Annotated in this window: 20 protein-coding genes; 6 read left to right on the top strand and 14 right to left on the bottom strand. The window is 62.6% G+C overall.

The genetic code is table 11. The features are described 5' to 3' along the window. The first annotated feature begins 68 nt into the window (after positions 1 to 68). Entirely contained in the window at positions 69 to 2,576 is a 2,508-nt protein-coding gene (locus GZH79_RS02610) for an FAD-dependent oxidoreductase (protein WP_211641613.1), read from the top strand. A gap of 80 nt (positions 2,577 to 2,656) precedes the next feature. Here GZH79_RS02610 and GZH79_RS02605 read toward each other — a convergent pair whose 3' ends face one another. After that, positions 2,657 to 3,016 carry a hypothetical protein gene (locus GZH79_RS02605; protein WP_349291150.1) on the bottom strand — a complete coding sequence of 120 codons (360 nt, stop codon included), beginning with the start codon at positions 3,014 to 3,016 and terminating at the stop codon, positions 2,657 to 2,659. A 90-nt stretch (positions 3,017 to 3,106) separates the two neighbouring features. On the opposite strand from GZH79_RS02605, the gene GZH79_RS02600 reads away from it, so the two are divergent. After that, a complete protein-coding gene (locus GZH79_RS02600; protein WP_211641612.1) occupies positions 3,107 to 4,141 on the top strand; it encodes a Hint domain-containing protein in 1,035 nt (344 codons plus the stop codon). A gap of 69 nt (positions 4,142 to 4,210) precedes the next feature. Here GZH79_RS02600 and GZH79_RS02595 read toward each other — a convergent pair whose 3' ends face one another. After that, a complete protein-coding gene (locus tag GZH79_RS02595; RefSeq protein WP_211641611.1) occupies positions 4,211 to 5,284 on the bottom strand; it encodes an FAD-dependent oxidoreductase in 1,074 nt (357 codons plus the stop codon). Continuing rightward, a complete protein-coding gene (locus GZH79_RS02590; RefSeq protein ID WP_211641610.1) occupies positions 5,281 to 6,216 on the bottom strand; it encodes an aldo/keto reductase in 936 nt (311 codons plus the stop codon). Before GZH79_RS02590 ends, GZH79_RS02595 begins: the two co-directional genes overlap by 4 nt. 166 nt (positions 6,217 to 6,382) lie before the next feature. Between GZH79_RS02590 and GZH79_RS02585 the strand changes: the two genes are divergently transcribed. Further along, positions 6,383 to 6,700 carry a hypothetical protein gene (locus GZH79_RS02585; protein ID WP_211641609.1) on the top strand — a complete coding sequence of 106 codons (318 nt, stop codon included), beginning with the start codon at positions 6,383 to 6,385 and terminating at the stop codon, positions 6,698 to 6,700. A 115-nt stretch (positions 6,701 to 6,815) separates the two neighbouring features. Continuing rightward, entirely contained in the window at positions 6,816 to 7,493 is a 678-nt protein-coding gene (locus GZH79_RS02580; protein WP_211641608.1) for a haloacid dehalogenase type II, read from the top strand. Between the two features lie 19 nt (positions 7,494 to 7,512). On the opposite strand, the gene GZH79_RS02575 is transcribed toward GZH79_RS02580, so the two are convergent. Then, positions 7,513 to 8,241 (bottom strand): MauE/DoxX family redox-associated membrane protein, encoded by a 729-nt coding sequence (locus GZH79_RS02575; RefSeq protein ID WP_211641754.1) that lies wholly within the window; start codon positions 8,239 to 8,241, stop codon positions 7,513 to 7,515. A 168-nt stretch (positions 8,242 to 8,409) separates the two neighbouring features. Here GZH79_RS02575 and GZH79_RS02570 point away from each other — a divergent pair, with 168 nt between their 5' ends. Further along, complete coding sequence (locus GZH79_RS02570) at positions 8,410 to 8,682, top strand: metal-sensitive transcriptional regulator (RefSeq protein WP_211641607.1); 273 nt, start codon at positions 8,410 to 8,412, stop codon at positions 8,680 to 8,682. A gap of 33 nt (positions 8,683 to 8,715) precedes the next feature. On the opposite strand, the gene GZH79_RS02565 is transcribed toward GZH79_RS02570, so the two are convergent. The 8 genes from GZH79_RS02565 to xdhA all read right to left on the bottom strand — a co-directional run bounded on the left by GZH79_RS02565 (position 8,716) and on the right by xdhA (position 18,520). Further along, entirely contained in the window at positions 8,716 to 9,198 is a 483-nt protein-coding gene (locus GZH79_RS02565; RefSeq protein ID WP_211641606.1) for a VOC family protein, read from the bottom strand. A gap of 141 nt (positions 9,199 to 9,339) precedes the next feature. Then, on the bottom strand, positions 9,340 to 10,419 hold the full coding sequence (locus tag GZH79_RS02560) for a BMP family ABC transporter substrate-binding protein (RefSeq protein ID WP_211641605.1): 1,080 nt from the start codon (positions 10,417 to 10,419) through the stop codon (positions 9,340 to 9,342). Between the two features lie 23 nt (positions 10,420 to 10,442). Then, positions 10,443 to 11,357 (bottom strand): ABC transporter permease, encoded by a 915-nt coding sequence (locus GZH79_RS02555; protein ID WP_211641752.1) that lies wholly within the window; start codon positions 11,355 to 11,357, stop codon positions 10,443 to 10,445. Further along, complete coding sequence (locus tag GZH79_RS02550; RefSeq protein ID WP_211641604.1) at positions 11,357 to 12,442, bottom strand: ABC transporter permease; 1,086 nt, start codon at positions 12,440 to 12,442, stop codon at positions 11,357 to 11,359. The genes GZH79_RS02555 and GZH79_RS02550 overlap by 1 nt, the downstream gene beginning before the upstream one ends. A gap of 54 nt (positions 12,443 to 12,496) precedes the next feature. Further along, positions 12,497 to 14,020 carry an ABC transporter ATP-binding protein gene (locus tag GZH79_RS02545; protein WP_211641603.1) on the bottom strand — a complete coding sequence of 508 codons (1,524 nt, stop codon included), beginning with the start codon at positions 14,018 to 14,020 and terminating at the stop codon, positions 12,497 to 12,499. Continuing rightward, positions 14,017 to 14,760: a xanthine dehydrogenase accessory protein XdhC gene (xdhC, locus tag GZH79_RS02540; protein ID WP_211641602.1), complete on the bottom strand. Its 744-nt coding sequence runs from the start codon at positions 14,758 to 14,760 to the stop codon at positions 14,017 to 14,019. Before xdhC ends, GZH79_RS02545 begins: the two co-directional genes overlap by 4 nt. Continuing rightward, positions 14,757 to 17,171, bottom strand: a complete 2,415-nt coding sequence (gene xdhB, locus GZH79_RS02535; RefSeq protein ID WP_211641601.1) for a xanthine dehydrogenase molybdopterin binding subunit — start codon at positions 17,169 to 17,171, stop codon at positions 14,757 to 14,759. The genes xdhC and xdhB overlap by 4 nt, the downstream gene beginning before the upstream one ends. Further along, complete coding sequence (gene xdhA, locus GZH79_RS02530; RefSeq protein ID WP_211641600.1) at positions 17,168 to 18,520, bottom strand: xanthine dehydrogenase small subunit; 1,353 nt, start codon at positions 18,518 to 18,520, stop codon at positions 17,168 to 17,170. The genes xdhB and xdhA overlap by 4 nt, the downstream gene beginning before the upstream one ends. A 228-nt stretch (positions 18,521 to 18,748) precedes the next feature. Between xdhA and GZH79_RS02525 the strand changes: the two genes are divergently transcribed. Further along, the gene (locus GZH79_RS02525) at positions 18,749 to 19,105 is read left to right on the top strand and encodes a glyoxalase (RefSeq protein ID WP_211641599.1); all 357 of its coding nucleotides are present in this window, start codon (positions 18,749 to 18,751) and stop codon (positions 19,103 to 19,105) included. Here the strand turns inward: GZH79_RS02525 and GZH79_RS02520 are convergent. Next, positions 19,102 to 19,581 (bottom strand): SRPBCC family protein, encoded by a 480-nt coding sequence (locus GZH79_RS02520; RefSeq protein WP_249218945.1) that lies wholly within the window; start codon positions 19,579 to 19,581, stop codon positions 19,102 to 19,104. The genes GZH79_RS02525 and GZH79_RS02520 overlap by 4 nt on opposite strands. Then, a complete protein-coding gene (locus GZH79_RS02515; protein WP_349291149.1) occupies positions 19,565 to 19,969 on the bottom strand; it encodes a metalloregulator ArsR/SmtB family transcription factor in 405 nt (134 codons plus the stop codon). The genes GZH79_RS02520 and GZH79_RS02515 overlap by 17 nt, the downstream gene beginning before the upstream one ends. Positions 19,970 to 19,971: the final 2 nt, after the last annotated feature.

Here is a 19,971-nt window from a genome sequence, read left to right as displayed (position 1 = left end):
CGGATCATTCCCGCGCGCCCATCCCGCGTGGGGCATATGTGGCGTGAATATTAGCAAGGGGCGCAGCCATGAAAACGAACGTCAAAGCTTTGGTCGTCGGCGGCGGTGCGGTCGGCACGTCCATCGCTTATCATCTGGCGGCTGCGGGCTGGGATGATGTGGTCCTGCTGGAACGGGACGAACTGACGTCGGGTTCGACATGGCACGCAGCGGGCCTGCTGCCCTATTTCAACATGAGCTATGCGACGACCCACATCCACGATTATTCCATCCGGTTCTACAAGACACTGGAAGAAGAAACCGGGTTGAATGCGGGGTTCGCGGTCGTGGGCAACCTGCGGATGGCGCAGACCGACGAACGGATGGAAGAATACCAGCTTTACGCATCGACTGCAGAAACCTGCGGCGTGCCGTATGTTTTCATGACGCCCGAACAGATCAAGGAAAAATGGCCGCTGATCCGGACTGAGGATCTGAAGGGCGCGCTGTATCACATTACTGACGGCTATATTAACCCCGCCGATGTGACGATGGCGATGGCCAAGGGTGCGCGCCAGCGCGGCGTCGAAATCGTTCGCAAATGGCAGGCCGATGGGTTCCAATGGAACGGCACGGCCTGGGATGTGACCTGCACCAAGATGGTTGAAAAGGGTGGCAATCTGGTCCCCAGTGACGAACAGGTCGTCATTACCGCCGAACACGTCGTGACGGCATCCGGCAACCACGCGCAGCGCACCGCGAAAATGTTGGGCATCAAGATTCCGGCGATTCCCGTCGAACACCAGTTCATCGTGATGGATACCGACCCTGCGCTGGTCGAGTACCGCCAGAACGGCAACCCCGAACACCCCGTCATCCGCGACGCCGACGCGCAATCCTATGTCCGCGAAGAACGCGGTGGCTGGATTCTGGGTGTCTATGAACCGCACGCGCCCGCGCGGTTCGAATACGGCGTGCCCGACAGTTTCCGGGCCGACCTGTTCGAACTCGATCTGGAACGGATCGAAGAGCAATACATGGCGATGGCCCACCGCATTCCGTCGTGTGAAGACTGCGGACTGAAGAACGATTTCAACGGCCCGATCTGCTATACCCCCGACGGCAACCCGCTGGTTGGCCCAGCTCCGGGTTTGCGTAACATGTGGCTGGCCGAAGGCTTTTCCTTTGGGATCACGGCGGCAGGCGGCACCGGCTATTACCTTGCCCAGATGATGGTCAATGGCGAAGCAGAAATCGACATGGCGTCGCTAGATCCCAAACGCTATGGCGATTGGATGACCACCGAATGGGCGGCCCGCAAGAACGAAGAAGCTTACGAACACGTCTATATCATTCACCATCCTGACGAAGAACGCCCTGCCTGCCGCCCCCTGCGCACAGTGCCCGCGTTCGACCGGCAAAAAGCGCGCGGCGCGCAATTCGGATGGGTCAACGGCTGGGAACGCCCCAACTATTTCGGCCCGGTGGATGCGCCCGACAACTTTGACCACGACGCGCGGTCATTCCGCCGTGGTGGCTGGTGGCAATACGCCGTCGAAGAGGCAAAGGCGATCCGCGAAGGCGTCGGCCTGATCGACGCATCCGCATTCACCAAGCATGTGGTCAAAGGACCGGGTGCGGCAGCTTTCCTTGATTGGTTCACCACCAACAAATTGCCAAAGGTCGGTCGCATCAACCTGACCTATGCGCTGACCGCCGCGGGCACGACGCGCACCGAATACACGATCGTGCGGATGAAAGAGGACGAATTCTACCTTGTGTCCGCAGGGGCATGGACGGCCTATGACGCCGATTTCCTGCGCAAGGCGGTCGAAGACAAGCAAGCCGAATTGGGCCGGATCGAGGTGCAGAACGTCACGACGCAATGGGGCGTATTCGCCATCGCTGGGCCGAAATCCCGCGACGTGCTGAATGCCGTGATCAAGGACGCGGACCCCGCCACCGTGCTGTCGAACAAGCGGTTCCCGTGGCTGTCGGCACGGTCCATCGAACTGGGCATGTGCCCGGTGAACGCGATCCGCGTCGCCTATACCGGAGAGTTGGGCTGGGAACTGCACCACCCGATCGAAATGCAGAACTACCTGTTCGATCTGCTGGAAAAGGCGGGCGAACCGCACGGCATGAAACTGGTCGGCGCACGGGCGCAGAACTGGTTGCGGCAGGAAAAATCATACCGCGCCTTTGGCACCGAACTGGGCCGCGACGCGACCCCGATGGAAGCGGACCTGCCGCGTTTCGTCGATCTGGACAAGGATTTCCACGGCAAGGCGGCGATGCAGGCCAAAGGCATCCGGTCCATATGCGTGACGCTGCTGATCGACGGCCCGGACGACGCTGACCCATGGGGCCGCGAAGTGCTGTATGCTGGCGACACCCGTGTGGGGCGTCTGACGTCGGGCGGCTATTCGGTGCATTTCGGCAAAAGCATCGGCATGGGCTACGTCAATCCAGATCATGCCGCTGTCGGGACCAAGTTGCAGGTCAAGATGTTCGACAAGCTGTGGCACTGCGAAATTGTCGAAGACAGCCCGTATGATCCCAAAAACGAGACGATCCGCAAGGATGCATCGGCCTGATAAGTGATTATTAACAAGGGGTTAAATTCAATTTGACCCCTTGTTGTTGCCGTATTTTTGGCCTGATTGCCAATTGGCAATCAGTCTTTCCGGCGTGATTTCCAGCGTTCCGCGCGACGGCGCATCCGAATGACAGCCGTGGCGACAGGGCGGCGCAGTCGTGGCACATCGACGGCCAGCAGCAACAGGCCGACCGGGATCATCCATAGCCCAAAGATCGGGAGAATGGCCAGAATACCGCCCAATATGAACATCATGCCAACGGGCACACGGACCAGAGTCCAACCGGGACGGGTGATGGTCTGGACCACGCGCCCCAGCGTTGGGCTATAACGGCGCAACCATGTGAACTGACGTTCCAACCGCGCGCGTTCGCGCATTTTCGGGGTTAGAAAGCGCGGTGTCCGCTTTGGCCCATCGGGCGGTGGAGTCTGGGTCACGCTGCCTTAATCTTTCCCAATGCGGAACATCCGCAAGCCACCTGTCTGGTCGATGCTGTCATCACACGCAATCGCCCGGAGGATAAAAAAATGGCTTTCGTTTCGACGATCACATACCCCACGGCGATAGCATTGACGACACCCAGCGCGGGCAAAGTGAAGGTCGTCGCTGACTATTCCGATATGGATCGGATCGCGCAATTTTCAATCGCGTTTTATCATGTTGATGGTCATGTGATGCAGGTTGTCACATTGGCCGATGTGGCGCCTGTGGTCGACACCGAAACGGGCTGGTTCATGTTTGATCTGAGCGTTCCACTGGCGGATCCGGGACAGGGCGGCCGCGCGATTGCCCTGATAGATGCGATAGCCACGGGCGGCGTGGCGTCGTTTTATGCGTTGGCAAGCCCGCTCACCGCGCTGGACGGGCCGGCGGTCGGCCATGTGGCCACCGCCCTGACGCCACCCATCGGTGACAGCATCGTGTTCGATGCCCACGGCCACCGGCTGGACACGGCGTGGGATGTCGATGCGGTGCCGATCTGCCTGACCGCGGGCACGCTGATCGACACGCCGGATGGTGCGCGACTGATCGATGACTTGCGGGTCGGTGATCTGGTCACGACATGGGATGGTGACGCACGACCGGTCCGCATGATCCACAGCCGCCGCATCAAGGGGGACGACCTGCGGCATAACCGCAAGCTTTGGCCGGTCTGCATTCAGGCGGGTGCCATGGGATTTGGTCTGCCGCAACGCAATCTGTGGGTCAGCCCACAGCACCGGATGCTGTATCAAAGCATCAGGGTGCCGCTGCTGTTCGGGGAAGACGCGGTATTCATCCGCGCAAAATCCATGGCCGCCACGTTCGAGCAGGTCTATGTCGACAGTGGCCTGTCCGAAATCACGTATGTTCAACTCGTTTTTGATCGGCACGAGGTCATCTTTGCCGAAGGTGCGGCAACCGAAAGCTTTCACCCCGGTGAAGAAGTGATCGCGACCATGTCGCCCGATGCCCGCGCAGAGCTGTTTACCCTGTTTCCGGAACTGCGGGTCGGCGGGCACAGCCACGATGCAGCGTTCACGACGTTGCGCAGCTGGGAACTGATGGCCTGCGTGGCCTGACCTGCGGTCAGGTGGGGGCCAGCCCCCGTCCTGCGGACTCCCCCGGGATATTTATGGCAAGAAGAAGCCCTAGCGGTTGAACCGCGCCGGAGCCAGTTGTGCGGCAACGTCGGCGCCGATGGCAGGCGCGCGTTCCGCGACCACATCCGCGATATGGCGTCCGGCGGCAGGCGATGATTGCACGCCGTATCCCCCCTGTCCGGCGCACCAGATAAAACTGGGGTCGGCAGTGTCGCGGCCCAGTACAAGTGACCTGTCGGGTGCAAAGGTCCGCAGCCCGGCCCATGTGGCGATCGGGCGTGTGACCGCGACCGTAACCGCATCCTGATAGCGCGCCAGACCTTCGGCCAGCACCATGTCGTCGGGCCAGGCGTCCATCGGTTCGACCGGGTCCTCTTCTGCCGGAGAGACAAGCAGGGCACCCGCGTCGGGTTTCGCATACCAGGATTCGCCGGGTCCAAAGATCATCGGCCAGGCGCGGACATCATGCCCGCCAGGTGCGGCCAGACGGGCCATCGAACGGCGGAGCGCCTGCAATCCCAACGGTGCAATGCCAGCCAGGTCTGCGATCCGGTCGGCCCAGGCGCCCGCAGCGTTGATCAGCACGGGTGCTGCCAGCACGTCGTCCGCGCCGATGTTCACCTGCCAGCCCGACGTGGTGCGCGTGATGGCGGTGACGTCAATGCCGGTCCGCACCACCCCGCCGCTGGCGCGGATCGACTTGATCCATGTCTGCATCAGCAAATCGGTATCGATGTCCTGTGCGCCGTCGAAATAGGCCGCATCGGTGATCGCGTCCGACAGGATCGGTACCATCGCGCGGGCGTCCGTCATATCGATCCGGCGCAGATCCATGTCGGCCATATCGGCGGCGAACTGATCCGTTTCGTGCGCCTGCCCGACAATCATCAGACCGCGCGGTGACAGCACACTCATTGCGGCATGCGTGTCGCGGCTGGCGCGGTTCAGGGCGCGTGTCGTGGGTTTGCCATAGTTCTGTTCGAACAGCGCCGCCGACCGGCCAGAGCTGTGGTAGCCGGTCTGGGGTTCGCGTTCCAGCACGGTCACATGGCCCAGTGTGGCCAGTTCCGCTGCTGCCGACAATCCGGCGATGCCGCCGCCGATCACGATGAAATCAGTCATGTCGCTTCCTCTAGCCGGTCGGTGGCGGGGGGCGGGGTCGGTGACAGCGCCGTGATCCGATCATAAAGCGCGTCGGACATGGTGTAGGTGTTGGCATCCAGCGACGGCGCAAGCTGTCCGACCGATTTGCCCGACACGATGGGCGAAGGGCGGGTTGCATGCCGGGCCACCCACGCTACTGCAAGGGTCGCGGGGTGAGTGCCGACGTCGCGGGCGATATCGGTCATGGCCGTGGCGGCGCTGTGCATCCAGTCGCGGCCATAGCGTGCTGCATACATGTCGTTGGTGCGCAGGCGACCGTTTTCGCCACGGGCATATTTGCCGGTCAGCAGCCCGCCGCCCAGTGGCGAATAGGTGCAGGCGAGGATATCCTGATCGGCTGCCATCGGCAGGATTTCAACCTCTGCCTGTCGTTTGACAAGGTTGTACATCGGCTGGATCACGTCGATCCGGGTGCCAAGGGTGGCGCAAATGGCCTGCGCCTTCATCACCTGCCAGGCGGCATAGTTGGACACGCCGATGTGCCGGATCGCGCCATCGGATTGCAGGCGGGCCATCGTTTCAAACGTTTCGGAAAGCGGCGTGTCGGGATCGAAGCGGTGCAGATACAGCAGATCGACGCTGTCCAGCCCCAACTGGCTGCGGCAGGTGTCGAACATCGACAGGATGTTGGCGCGGCCCGCACCACCGGCATAAGCCACCTTGGTCGCCAGATACAGCGCGTCACGGTCGGCGGCGATCATGGGGCCGATCAGGCGTTCGGACGCGCCGCCGGTATAGCCGACGGCGGTGTCAAAATGGTTGATCCCCGCTGCGCGCGCGGCATCGAACATCGCGCGGCTGGCGGTGGCATCGGCGTCGCCACCGAATTGCATCGTGCCGAAGGTCAACGGCGACAGGGCGGTTCCATCACGGGTCAGAAGCTGGGTCATGCCGCTTTGTGTCATGCGTTGATGGCAGCGAAAAGTGTTTTTGTTACACTGCAAAAACGCACAGATAGATGGTCCTAAATCTATAATCGCATTTTTTTGCAGGTGATACCAATTCATACCCATACCGACGACGCATTGTCGCCGGGTCACTCATTGGAGAAAAGTTATGAAAAACGTCATCAAAGCCACCGTGATCGCTGTCGCTGCTGCAGGTAGCCTGTTCGCCACCACCGCATCCGCACAGACCATGTCGCTTCTGCCCGTCGATCGCTTTGTCGCATCTTCGGCCAACAGCGAAGCATTCAACGAAAATCTGGCCCGTTTGGGTGTGGCAGTGTCGCCGGGCGAAGTGCTGACCGGCAAAGACCGTGACTTTGCGGTCCGCATCATGGGTTCGAACGTATACGATTCGACCAAGGCGCAATTGCTGCGTGCGCTCTATGCCGATGGCGACACCCTGATCGGTTCGAACGGCCTGTACTAAACGCTTTCACCGCTGTTTTGCGGTGAATCATCTCAAAGGCCCGCCTGTTACGGCGGGCCTTTTTCTTTGGGTTTTGGCGTGTCATGTTTGCGGGCGCAGGCAAAAGGGGATCGCCATGGCCGACCGTGTTCTGGTTTTTGATGTCAACGAAACCTTGCTGGATATCACGACAATTGAACCGCTGTTTGCACGGTTGTTCGATGATGCATCGGTAATGCGGCTTTGGTTTGCGCAGCTGATTTTGTATGCGCAGACCGTGACGCTGTCGGGGACCTACGCGCCCTTTGGCGAATTGGCGGTCGGCACGTTGCACATGCTGGGCGAGACCGAAGGAGTGGCCGTTACAGACGCTGATACGGCAGAGCTGCGGCACCTGCTGACCAACATGCCAGCCTGTCCCGACGTCATTCCGGCCCTGACACGGTTAAGTGATGCGGGCGTGCGCATGGTGACGTTGACCAATTCGCCCCCGACCGACAGCCCGACACCGATGGAAAAAGCCGGAATCGCCGGGTTTTTCGAAGCGCATTACAGCGTGCACAGCATTGGTAAATTCAAGCCGCACCCGGATTGTTATCGCATGGTGGCGGACGCGCTGGGGGTGCCGGCGGGGGCGTTGTGTCTGGTTGCAGCGCATCTGTGGGACACGGTCGGCGCGCAGGCCGTCGGGGCGCAGGGCGCATTCATCACGCGGGTCGGTAACGCCATGTTGCCAGCGGGTGGGATCATCACGCCAGACTATGCGGCGCCCGATCTGGGCATCTTTGCCGATCAATGGTTGGCGCCACGCTGACGCCAACCACCCTGCGGCATCAGCCCAACAGCAGGGCCAGCATCCAGATCCCCATGCCCAGCATAGCCAGGTTTTCGGTCAACGAAATGAATCCCAGCGGGACGTTCGATCCGCCGCCGACGCAGGCGCAGGTCAGTTCACGTTTGTCGATATAGACAGCCTTGATCACGCTGATTGCACCGATGGACCCGATGAATATGCCGACGGGTGCCACCAGCCAGATCAGCGCCGATCCCGTGCCGATCAGGGCCATCATGCCGACCCCGGCCCACAGTTCGGCAAAGGGGTAGGCGTAGCCATAAGGCACATAGCGTCGGGCCAGCAGATCATAGCCCAGAAAGCCGTTCACGAAACCTTCGAGGTCTTGCAGTTTCTGGATCGCCAGCACTGCCATGGACGTGGCCAGAAACCATTTGAGCCATGTCAGAACGGGAAAACCGTCGTAGCGGTTCAGCACGACGGCCAGCGCCATCAGCGCGGTCGCGGCGAAAATCGCAATCACGGGGCGATAGGTGGTGTCGCCTTTTTCCAGCACGCGGTAGCCAAAATGCTTTTTCAGGTCGGTGTAGCCGCCGACCCGTTCACCATCGATAAAGGCCTGCGGCGTTGTCTGAACATCGTGCGCGGCCTTGAACGCGTCGATCTGTTCACGGCTTTCCAGCAGGTTGTCGTCGACGGTATAACCCTTGCGTTCCAGCATGGATTTGGATTTCAGGCCAAAGGGGCATAAATGTCCCGGCATGGCCATCCGGTAAAGTGACGCTTTTTTGTCGGCACCCTTGCTTTTGCTGCGGGCCGTGGCGGGGTCGTCAGTCAAGTCTGTTGCCGTCATGGTCTTGTCTCCATCATGTCTGTATACCCATATGGGGTATGCTGGGGATTTGTCACCCCTGTCGCCGCAAGAAGGATTCACGTCATGAAAACCAACAAGAACAAGACGCTGGACCGTTTGTCCCGGCTCGAAGGCCAAGTGCGCGGGGTCGCACGGATGGTCGAAGACGATCGTTATTGCATGGATATTCTGGCCCAGACGGCGGCGATCCGGTCGGCGGTGCTGGGGGTGGAAAAGCTGATTTTGCAAAACCACGCGATCCATTGTGTCGAAACGGCAATCGCCAGTGGGGACGCGGTGGAACAACGGGTCAAGTTCGATGAATTGATCGATTTGCTGCAAAAAGCATCCCGGTAATGTGACGGGGCGCCTTTTTAGCGCCCCAGCAGATCACATGTCTTTGAGTTTTCGAATGGCTTGCATTTGCAGGCAATCGGGTGCCATTTCCATCAATTCGATCCGATTGCCATCGGGGTCTTGCAGCCATGATTGGCGGTTGCCGTCCAGCCCGTCGGTAATCACGGGTTTGTCCACCGGGCGCAGCGCCGATGTGCCGTTTTCAGTCGTCCACGCGCAGGGGATGCCGCCGCGCGCGACGATCTGGTCCACGGTCTGTTCGATGACATCGATCGTCAGGCAAAAATGATGCATGCCGGTGTGGTCGGGGCCGGGTGCTGTGTCATCCACCCCGTCAGGAAACAATTCCAGATACTGTGTATCGGTGATGCGCAGATAGATCAGAAAAAGGCTGCCATCGTCGTGGTGCAGCCGCATCATTTCAGGAAATTGCATCACATCGCGGTAGAACGCGAGCGATCTTTCAACGTCTTTGACCTTTAGCGCAACGTGGCCAAGGCCGGTGATGGCAGGCATGGGGGCGATCCTTTCGGGTTATGCTGTCCCATCGAATGCCGAAAACGACGCCCCTGCAAGCAAGGTCTTGCGCGACCTGTCATGGCGCAGAAAAAAGGGCGACCCGCAGGCCGCCCCCGATCCGTCGTTCAGGCGCAGAACTTATTCTGGAATGTCGCCTTCAAGACCTTCGACGTAGAAATTCATGCCCAGCAGCGTGCCGTCGTCGGCGGTTTCGCCTTCGGCCAGCCAGACAGACCCGTCCTGCTTGTTGATCGGGCCTGTGAACGGATGATAGCTGCCTTCTGCAATGCTGTCGCGCAGTGCTTCTGCCGATGCTTTCACCTCTGCCGGGACGGCGTCGGAAATTTCACCGATGCCGACCATGCCCGGACCGATGCCGTCCCATGTGTCGGTCGATTCCCATGTGCCATCCATGACGGCCTGCGTGCGGGCGATGTAATAGGGGGCCCAATCGTCGATGATCGACGACACGCGCGGCATCGGTCCGTATTCCGCCATGTCGGACGCCTGACCAAAGGTATAGACGTTGCCCGCAGCCTGAGCAGCGGCCTGCGGTGCGGTGGAATCGGTGTGTTGCAGGATCACGTCCGCGCCCTGTTCGATCAGAACGCTGGCAGCTTCGGCCTCTTTCGCGGGATCGAACCAAGTGTAGGCCCAGACGATCTTGAATTCGATGTCGGGGTTCACTTCCTTGGCATGCAGATAGGCGCTGTTGATACCGCGGATCACTTCGGGAATCGGGTAGGACCCGATGTAACCCACGATATTGCTTTCGGTCAGCTGGCCCGCGATGTGGCCCTGAACGGCGCGGCCTTCGTAGAAGCGGGCGGAATAGGTCGACAGGTTGTCCGCGCGCTTGAACCCGGTGGCGTGTTCGAATTTCACGTCGGGGAATTTTGCGGCGACGTTTACGGTCGGGTCCATATAGCCGAAGGAGGTGGTAAAGATCAGGTCCGCGCCGTCCAGTGCCATCTGGGTCATCACGCGTTCGGCGTCGGGGCCTTCGGGAACCGATTCCACGAACACCGTTTCGACGGCATCGCCGAATTCGGCCTCGACCGCCTGTCGGGCCTGATCGTGTTCATAGGTCCAGCCGCCGTCACCCACCGGCCCGACATAGACAAAGCCGACCTTTGTGACGTCATCGGATTGGGCGAACGCCCCTGTGCCCAGCGCGAGCAGCGCTGCGGTTGTCGCAAGTAAGGTTCTGCGTTTCATTGTTTTCTCTCCTGTTGGTCGCCCTAGCGGGCTGCGTGAAACTGCTTGCCCAGTGAACCGGGGCTGCGTCCGGCGGACATGATGACCAGAACGGCAATGGTGGCAAGATATGGCGACATTGACAGGTACTCGACCGGGATCGCAATGCCAGCCGCCTGCAAATTAAGCTGCAGGACGGTGACGCCGCCAAAAAGGTAGGCACCCAGCACCAGCCGCCCCGGTCGCCAACTGGCAAAAACGACAATCGCCAATGCAATCCAGCCCGCACCTGCGGTCATGCCTTCGGTCCACTGCGGTACGCGCAGAAGGCTCAGGTATGCGCCCCCCAGCCCCGCGCAGGCCCCGCCGAATGCGATGGCCAACATCCGTGTGCGACGGACGTTATAGCCCAGCGCATGCGCGGCATCGTGGTTTTCACCGACCGCGCGCAGGATCAGCCCCGCGCGGCTGCGGTTCAAAAACAGCCAGACCGCCAGCACGATCAGCAGCCCGACATAGACCATCGGATCATGCTGGAACGCGATCGGCCCAAGATAGGGAATGTCGCTCAGGATCGGCAGGTGCAGGTCGGGAAAGGACGGCGCCTTGATCCCGATGTAGCCCTGACCCATCAACGCGCTAAGCCCCAGCCCGAACAGCGTCAGCGCCAGCCCCGTCGCCACCTGATTGGACAGCAGATATTGCGTCAGCAACCCGAACACCTGACTGATCAGCGCGCCACCCACCGCTGCCCCCAGAAAACCCAGCCACGGGCTGCCGGTGCTTACCGCGACTATAAAACCGATGACAGCGCCGGTGATCATCATGCCCTCGACACCCAGATTAAGCACGCCCGCGCGTTCGACCACCAATTCGCCGATGGCGGCCAGCAGGATCGGGGTCGCCGCGACCATCAGGGATGCAAAGAACAGAATCGGGTTGATCGACGTAAGATCCATCACGCCACCTCTCTGCGGCCAAACCGGACGCGGTAATTTGTCAGCACATCGACCGCCAGCAGGGTGAACAGCAGCATCCCCTGCAACAGGCTGATCGCGGCGGCAGGCAGGCCCAACTGGCTTTGCGCGATGCCGCCGCCGATGTAGGTCAGCGCCATCAGCGCGCCTGCGGCCAGAATGCCCAGTGGATGCAGGCGCCCCAGAAACGCCACGATAATCGCGGTGAACCCGTAGCCGACGTTGAAATCAATACTGATCTGGCCGGACGGACCGGCAACCTCGAACAACCCGGCAACCCCTGCAAGTGCGCCGGAAATACCCATACAGAGCAGGATCATCCGCGCCGGGTTGACGCCTGCGAACCGTGCGGCGCGCGGCGCCTGTCCGGCCAGCCGCACCTGAAAGCCGAACAGGTGCCGCGACAGTGTGACATAGGCAAAAATGACAGCGATCAGCGCAAACACGACGCCCCAGTGCATCCCGGTCCCTGCGATCAGATCAAGGTTTGCCGCCGACGGGTATTGCGCCAGATTGCGGCTGCCGGGAAATCCCATGCCGTCAGGGTTGCGCATCGCGCCCAGCGCCATGCCGGACAGCAATTGTTCCGCGACATAGACCAACATCAGGCTGACCAGAATCTCGTTGGTGCCAAAGCGTACGCGCAGCACACCGGGGATCATCGCCCAGACCCAGCCGCCCAGCGCGCCCGCCACCACCATCAGCGGAAAGATCAGCCAGCGGGCATCCATTGGATACAGCGCCAGCGCCACCGCCGCGCCACAAATGGCGCCGACGATATACTGACCTTCGGCCCCGATGTTCCAGACACCGGCGCGAAACCCGAAACTAAGCCCGATGGCGATCAGCACCAATGGCGCGCCCTTGATCAGGATCTGTGGGCGATAGAACCACGCGAATTCCGAAAACAACGGATCCCAAAAGATCGTCCGTATGACGCTCACCGGGTTCTTGCCAAGTGCGGCGAACAAAAAGCCGCCCAGCAGCATGGTCAGTGCCACAGCCATCAGGGGTGCGGCCCAGGCCCAGACCTGCGATGGCATCGGGCGTTTTTCCAGAACGATCACAGCGCGACCCGTTGCATCATCTTGCCAAAAATACTCGCCCGCCGCAGGCGTCCCTCATTTCGCAACATGCGCGACCTCCATATCGTGTGCACCACCCAGCATCATCCCGATCTGGTCGACCGTCAGGCCACGTGCGGGACGCGGCTCGCTCAGCCGGCCTTCGGTCAACGCACAGAAGCGGTCCGATATCTCCATCAACTCGTCCAGATCCTGAGAGATCACGATCACCGCCGCGCCGTTGTCGGCCAGCGTCAAAAGCGCCTGCCGGATTGCTGCGGCAGCGGCGGCATCGACGCCCCATGTCGGCTGGTTCACGACAAACACCTGCGGGTCTTGCATGATTTCGCGTCCGATGACGAATTTCTGCAGGTTACCACCCGACAGCGACCGGGCCGTGTTCTCCGGCCCCGGCGTGCGCACGTCAAAACCGGCGATGATCTCTTGGGCGAAATGGCGCGCCTGCGGCCAGCGCAGGAAACCGCGCCTTGCCAGTCCCTTGCGGGTAACACCGGTCAGCAGGGCGTTTTCGGTCAATGTCATGTCGGGGGCTGCGGCATGGCCCAGCCGTTCCTCTGGCGCGCACAGCAATCCATTGGCGCGGCGCGTATTCACCGGATCGCTTCCCACAGGCGACCCGTTGAACCAGACCATGTCCGCCGCGACCGGCATTTCGCCCGACAGGGCCGCGACCAGTTCGTCCTGACCGTTGCCCGCGACACCGCCGATGCCCAGCACCTCTCCGGCCCGGACGGCGACAGTGATGTCGCGCAGTGCGGTGCCGAACCGGTGCGGTGCCCGCGCGGACAACCCGCGCAATTCCAGCGCCATCCGGCCCGCGGGTCGGGCTGCGCGCACGGGCGATTGCAGCACTTGACCGACCATCAATTCAGCCATGTCGCGCGGTGCCGTCGTGCGTGGATCGCAGGTCGCCACGACCGCGCCCAACCGCAGCACGGTGGCCGCTTCGCACAGGGCCGCGATTTCGGACAGTTTATGGCTGATATACAGGATCGCGGTGCCTTCGCCTGACAGCTTGCGCAGGGTAGTGAACAGGATGTCCACCTCTTGCGGGGTCAGCACGGACGTCGGTTCATCCATGATCAGCAGACGGGGATCCTGCAGCAGGCAGCGGATGATTTCGACCCGCTGGCGTTCGCCCGCCGACAGGTCGCCTACGGTCCGGTCGGGGTCCAGCGGCAGACCGTACAGGTCGGAAACGCGCCGCACCTCTGCCGCGATGGCGCGGGGGCTGGGGGGGGCATCCATGCCCAACACGATGTTTTCGGCAACCGTCAATGCGTCGAACAGGGAAAAGTGCTGAAAGACCATGCCGACGCCGGCGCGCCGCGCGGCGGCAGGATCGTCCGGGGCAAAGCGGCGGCCGTCCAGCGTCATGTGGCCACTGTCGGGTTTGACCAGCCCGTAGATCGTTTTGACCAGCGTCGATTTGCCAGCCCCGTTTTCACCCAGCAACGCGTGGATCTCTCCCTTTCCGATGTCAAACGACACGTCGCGATTGGCGACAACGCCCGGATAGGCCTTGGTCAGCCCTTCAAGCGTCAGCAGCGTGTCCCTCATGCGTGGCGTTCCTGTCTTGCGGCGGTGCGGCGTATCATCGCGCCTGCGACGCTGATGGCAATGGCCTGCGGGTGTTTTCCCAAGGCTGGATCGCCTATTGGACAGGCAATGCGTGCGATTTGGGCAGGTGTGTGCCCCAACACCCGCAACCGAGACTGAAAGCGCGCCCATTTCGTCGCTGATCCGATCAGGCCCGCACCGGAAAACGGCCGGGACAGGATGGCGTGGCACAGGTCAAGGTCGATGCGGTGTGAATATGTCAGGATCAGATGTTCCGCATCATCCGGTGCGTGACGCGCGCCCTGCGTCATGTCGGCGGCGACCAGCGGCGTCACCCCGTCTGGGATCGCTGTCGGAAACCGGTCCGCCGCATCGTCGACCCATGTGATCGACCAGTCGGGCAGGGGCGCGATCACATCGACCAGCGCCCGCCCGACGTGCCCCGCCCCGTAAATCCACAGTGGTGGACCCTGCGGCCTGTCCGGCATGTCGGCTGCGACAAATTCCAGCGTGACCGACCCGCCGCAGCACTGGCCCAGCGCCGGTCCCAGCGGTATGACCTGACGCGCCTGCGTCGCCCCATCCGCCAGCATGCGACGGGCCTGCGCGATGGCATCCCATTCCAGCGCACCGCCACCGATGGTCCCATGGGTGCGGTCTGGCCCCACCCACATGGCGGTGCCTGCCTCGCGCGGGACGGACCCTGCCGTGCGTGCCACTGTGATACGGATGCCGGTCATCCGGTAGCGCGGGCGATGGCGGCCAGCACCGCCTCTGCCGTGGCGGGCGCTTGCAGGTCGGGCCAGTGCGGCCCGCAGGCGGCACAGGCGTCCGACAGCGCCAGATACGCCGAGACACCCAGCATGAACGGCGGCTCACCCACCGCCTTGGACCGGTAGATCGTCGCCGCCGGGTTCGGCTGGTCCCACAGGTCCACGTTAAAGATGCGGGGCCGGTCGCCACAGCCGGGAATCTTATAGGTGCTGGGGGCATGGGTTTTCAGCACGCCCCTGTCGTCCCAGACCAGTTCTTCCATCGTCAGCCAGCCCGCACCCTGCACATAGCCGCCTTCGATCTGGCCGATGTCCAGTGCCGGGTTCAGCGACGTGCCGGCGTCATGCAGCACGTCGGTGCGCAAAATCCGGTTCTCGCCGGTCAACGTGTCGATCACGACCTCTGTCACGGCGGCGCCCTGCGCAAAATAAAAGAACGGCCGCCCCTGTCCCGCGATCCGGTCCCAGGCAAGGTCGGGTGTCTTGTAGAAACCCGTGGCCGACAGGCTGACGCGGTTCTGATAGGCGGTTGTCACGGCTTTTTCGAACGACATCGTATCGCCCGCGACCTGCACCTGTCCGTCACCGAACCGTACCGTATCGGGGGCCACCTGATGGAATTCCGCCAAACAGGCGGCGATCCGGTCGCGGATCGTGTCACAGGCGTTGGCCACCGCCATCCCGTTCAGATCCGCGCCCGACGACGCCGCCGTCGCACTGGTGTTGGGCACCTTGCCGGTATCGGTCGCCGTGATCTTGATCATGGACGGGTCCACGCCGAACCGGCTGGCGGCGACCTGCGCCACCTTCTGAAACAACCCCTGACCCATTTCCGTCCCGCCATGGTTCAGATGGATCGATCCGTCCTGATACACATGCACCAGTGCGCCTGCCTGATTAAGGTGGGTCAGCGTGAACGAAATGCCGAATTTCACCGGTGAAAACGCGATGCCGCGTTTCATCAGCGGCTGGTCGGCGTTCCATGCGGCGATCGCCGTGCGCCGGGCGGCATAATCCGATGTCGTCAACAGCCTGTCGGTCATGTCGTGCAGGATGAAATCCGCCACTGTCATGCCATAGGGCGTCGTATTCACATGACCTGCATCGACGGCATGACGGTCGTCGGCCACGGTCTGCGATCCGCGTGACGCGATGTCCGCATGCATCATCTTGCCTGAAATACTCTCGGGGGGGGCCGCAGGCCGGGGGGCAGACGGCCCCCCTCCGACGGCGTTCATTGCGCGGTAATAGTTGATCCGGCGCACCGCGACCGGGTCCAGCCCCAGCACATGCGCCGCGTGATCCATCACCCGTTCGATACCAAGCAGCCCCTGCGGACCGCCGAAGCCGCGAAACGCGGTGGCGCTTTGGGTGTTGGTTTTCAACCGGTGCGACGTGATCCGGCAGGCCGCCAGCAAATAGGCATTGTCCGCATGCAGCATCGCGCGGTCGGCCACCGGCAGCGACAGGTCCATCGCCCAGCCACAGCGCGCGTAATGGGTGAAATCGACACCCAGCAGACGCCCGCTGCCGTCAAAACCCGCGTCGTAATCGATGCGGAAATCGTGACGCTTGCCAGTGATGATCATGTCGTCATCGCGGTCGTAACGCATCCGTGCTGGGCGCTGCATATGTGCCGCGACCACGGCGCAGGCGACGGCCAGCGCGTTGCCCTGGCTTTCCTTGCCGCCGAACCCGCCGCCCATGCGCCGCACTTCGACCCGCACGGCGTGCATCGGCAGGTGCAATGCCTCTGCGACCTTGTGCTGGATTTCGGTCGGGTGCTGGGTCGAGGAATGGACGACCATGTCGCCGCCTTCCTGCGGCAGCGCCAGTGCGGCCTGACCTTCCAGATAGAAATGTTCCTGCCCGCCCATGTCGATCCGGCCCGTGATCCGGTGGGGGGCGGCGTCAAGTGCGCGGCCTATGTCGCCCTTGGTCCAGATGCGGGGGCCGTCCTCGAACCGGCTATCGGCGGCCAGCGCCTGTTCTACCGTCAGGATTGGGTCCTGTGCGTCATAGGTGACGCGCGCGCGGGTGGCGGCGCGGCGGGCGGCACCGTGGCTGTCGGCCACCACCAGAAACAGCGGCTGGCCCGCATAATGCACAGTGCCGTCAGACAGCAGCGGTTCGTCATGGTTCGACGGGCTGACATCGCAGGCGCTGGGCAGGTCGTCCGCCGTCAGCACCGCGTGAACGCCGGGTGCTGTCCGCACATCGGACAGGTCCATGTCGGTGATGCGGCCCCGCGCGATACCCGACAGGCCAAACGCCAGATGCAGTGCGTCGGCAGGCGTCGGGATGTCGTCGATATACCGTGCGCCACCGGTGACATGCAGTTGGCCCGAATCGTGCGGAAGTGGTTTTGCGACGCTCATGCCGACACCATCCGCACGTCATGCGCGGCCCCGCTCAGATCGGCATGATACCGGCGCAGCAGGTTTTGCGCGGTTTGCAGGCGATATGCAGCACTTGCGCGCATGTCCGACAGGGGTTGGTAATCCTGCGCAAAGGCGGGCAGGGCGGCAGCGATGGTCTGTGCCGTCCACGGCTGGCCTGTCAGGGCCGCCTCGACCGTGCTGGCGCGGAGCGGTGTGCCTGCCATGCCGCCGAATGCGATCCGCGCGGCGGTCACTGTGCCATCCGTGATATCCAGATCGAACGCCCCGCAGACCGCCGAGATATCCTGATCGAACCGTTTGGAAATCTTGTAGACGCGGTGGTTGACCCGCCCCTTGGGAATGCTGATTCCGGTGACGAATTCGCCCGGCGCACGGTCTTGTTTGCCGTAGGACAGGAAAAAATCCTGCAACGGCATGTGTCGCCGGGTGTCGCCACATCGCAGATGCAGCGTCGCGCCAAGCGCGATCAGCGCAGGCGGATTGTCACCGATCGGAGAGCCGTTTGCGATGTTGCCCCCGATGGTCGCGGCGTTGCGCACCTGCACCGACCCATAGCGGCCGATCATCTGGCCATAGGACGGGTAATGATCCCCGATGGCATCCAGCACGCGGGTCATGGTGACGCCCGCGCCGATGTAAAAAGTATCGTCCGTTTCCGTGATCGTCTGCAAATCGGTGCAGCGGTTCAGGAATGCCACATCCCCCAGATCGCGGAACTGCTTTGTCACCCACAGGCCCACATCGGTTGCGCCGGCGATCAGCGTGCCGTTCGGGTGCGCTGCATACCAGTCGGCCAGCGCGTCTTCGGTCGCGGGGGCGAACGGGGCGGGGGCATCGACGGGTGTGTCGTGCATATGGGCGGGCACTGGCGCGCTTTCGGCGGCCTGTGCGGCGCGCACGATGGGCGCGTATCCCGTGCAACGGCACAGGTTGCCTGCCAGTTGGTCGTCGTGGTCGGTCCGGCCCTTTAGGTGGGCTGCGGCCATCGCCACGATGAAACCGGGGGTGCAGAAACCGCATTGGCTGCCGTGGTGGTCGACCATGGCCTGTTGCACGGGATGCAATGTGCCGTCGGGGGCGGCGATGCCTTCGACGGTGCGGACCGCCTTGCCCGCCAGTTGCGGTAGAAACAGAATACAGGCATTCAGCGTGCGTGCGCCGTCGTCATCGGTGACGATGACCGAACAGGCGCCGCAGTCGCCTTCGTTGCAGCCTTCTTTTGTGCCGGTCAGGCCGCGGTCTTCGCGCAGCCAGTCCAGCAGGGTGCGCGTGGGGTCGCTGTCAACGCTGACGACCTTTCCGTTCAGACGAAAGGTGGTGTGCATGGATGTGTCCGCCGCGATACCGAAAATCCATCAGCCGGGCGCGTCGATGCGGCGTAGACGCGTCCCTTTGCACAGGAAAACGGATCGGGACGCGTTTGGCAAGGGTTACACGCGCGCGGCTTGCGCCAGCGCATGTTCCGGGCGCGCCGGGGGCGCACGGTGGGGTTGTGGCGGTTGCGTTCCGGGGCGATACCGCGCCGTGACGATAGGACAGCGTGGAAACAGGGCATGACCGGGTTCACAGTGACGGGGCTGCATCACGTGCAACTGGCGATGCCTGTAGGGGCAGAGCCGCAGGCGCGCGCGTTCTATGTCGGGCAACTTGGCCTGCAAGAGGTGGACAAGCCCGCCGATCTGGCCGGACGCGGCGGCTGCTGGTTCACGGGCGGCACGCTGGCGCTGCATCTGGGGGTCGAAGATCCGTTCGTGCCCGCGCGCAAGGCACATCCGGCGTTGATTGTGGATGATCTGCTGGCGGCCCATGCCGCGCTGGGTGGCAGTGCGATCACGGCGCTGCCGGGGCTGCGACGGTTCTATATCACCGACCCGTTCGGCAACCGGATCGAGATTTTGCAGCCGGACTAAAGCCTGCGCGCCAACGCCTCAAGCTGGGTGGTCGCGGCACCCCAGCCATCGTGAAACCCCATGTCGGCGTGGGTTTGGGCTGCCTGTGGTGTGGCATGGGTGCAGGTCGCGGTATAGGTGCAGCCGCCCGGTGCGGGTGCCATGTCGATCCGTGCGGTCAGGGCGAAATCCATCGGGCCATCGCCCAGCGCATTCGGGCGGAATCCCGGTCCCAGCGCATTGGTCCAGATCAGTTGGCGTTCCGGGTCGGCCACCAGAAAGCATCCCGCAGCGCCCGCCATTTCGCCATGGTCGGGCACCTGCATCACGGTGCGAAAGATGCCGCCGGGTCGCGCATCGATGTCTGCCGATGTCGTCGTGACGGGGCGGGGTGTGAACCATTGCATCAGTAGGTCGGGTTCGGTCCAGCAGCGCCAGACCTGTGCGGGGGTCGCGGACAGTGTGCGGGTGAACGTCAGGTCATGTGCTGCGGTCATGTCGGGGTGGAATCCTTGTATGATGGGCCGGGTCGTCGGCTTCATCAAGTGACAGCGCCAGCTGATCTTGCGACCCGAGCTGACGTTCCCAGATCGCGCGTTGCCACGCAAGCCAGCCCTGCGCTTCGATCAGGGGATCGGTGTTCAGATGGCAGGTGCGGACCCGGCCTTTTTTCACGGACCGGACCAGCCCCGCCGCTTCCAGTTTTGCCAGATGCTTCATGAAACTGGGCAGTGCGATATCGTGCGGCGCCGCCAGTGCGCTGACGGTTTTGGGGCCGCCCGACAGTTGTTCCAGCACCGCGCGGCGGGTCGGATCGGACAGGGCGGCGAAAAAGGCGTTCAGGGGCAGCGACATTGTGATGGCGTCGCATTGCCGGGCGGCCACGT

This window comes from Loktanella sp. SALINAS62, from assembly GCF_018263905.1.
Classification (GTDB): Bacteria; Pseudomonadota; Alphaproteobacteria; order Rhodobacterales; family Rhodobacteraceae; genus Loktanella.
The sequence above is the reverse complement of the archived record's forward strand: the minus strand, read 5'-3'. Positions and strand labels throughout refer to the sequence as shown.